The following is a 774-nucleotide window of genomic DNA, read 5'->3' as shown; positions in this document are numbered from 1 at the left end:
GAACGACGAAGTGCGCCTGCAGGTGGCGCTGGCCACCCTGGGCGCGCTCTCGGATCCGGGCCTGTGAGGGCGCGAGGCGCCCCGCATCCTTGCGCGGCGAACGCGCGGGGCTATTCTCCGCCCCGGTTCGGCCGGGGCGCCAGACACAGGTGAAGCTAGAGAGCATGAAGCGTCTGAAGACCCTTGCTGCGGCGGTCGTGCTGCTGGCAGCCGCATCGGGCCCGGCTGCGGCCCAGGATGCGCCAGCCGATCCCGGCCTTCAGGAAGGCGTCGCGGCCATCGTGAACGACGAGGTGATCTCCACCTTCGACGTGCGACAGCGCGCGCTCTTCATTCTTGCCACGTCCAACATCCCGATCACGCAGGAGAACTTTTCCCGCGTGGCCGAGCAGGCGCTGCGCGCCCTGATCGAGGAACGGCTCCAGATCCAGGAGGCGCGCGAGTTCCGCATCACGATCGGCGACGACGACGTGGACCGCACGGTGGAAGGCCTCGCCCGCCAGAACGGGGCCACCCGCGCCCAGCTTGAGGCCGAACTCGCCGGCAGCGGCGTCTCGATCGCCACCTTCCGCGAACAGTTGCGGGCCGAACTGGCCTGGCAGCGGCTTGTGGGCGGGCGCTATGGCTCGCGCATTCGCGTCTCGGAAGAGCGGGTGCGCGATACGATCGCGCGGATCGCGGCCAGCGCCGCGCGGCCGCGCTTTCTGATTTCGGAAATCTTCCTCGAGGTGGAAAGCCCCGACCAGCAGGACGTCGTCTATCAGGGCGCGATGC

1 protein-coding gene is annotated in these 774 nt (G+C 69.3%); it reads left to right on the top strand.

Annotation, left to right across the window (positions count from 1 at the left end):
• Positions 1 to 164: 164 nt before the first annotated feature.
• Positions 165 to 774, top strand: a 610-nt coding sequence (locus tag ACLD7X_RS17430) for a SurA N-terminal domain-containing protein (RefSeq protein ID WP_411424955.1), incomplete at its 3' end; no start/stop codon positions are given.

It is taken from the genome of Aphanothece microscopica RSMan92, assembly GCF_046613545.2.
GTDB lineage: Bacteria > Cyanobacteriota > Cyanobacteriia > PCC-6307 > Cyanobiaceae > NIES-981.
This window is presented reverse-complemented; position numbering and strand designations above follow the sequence as displayed.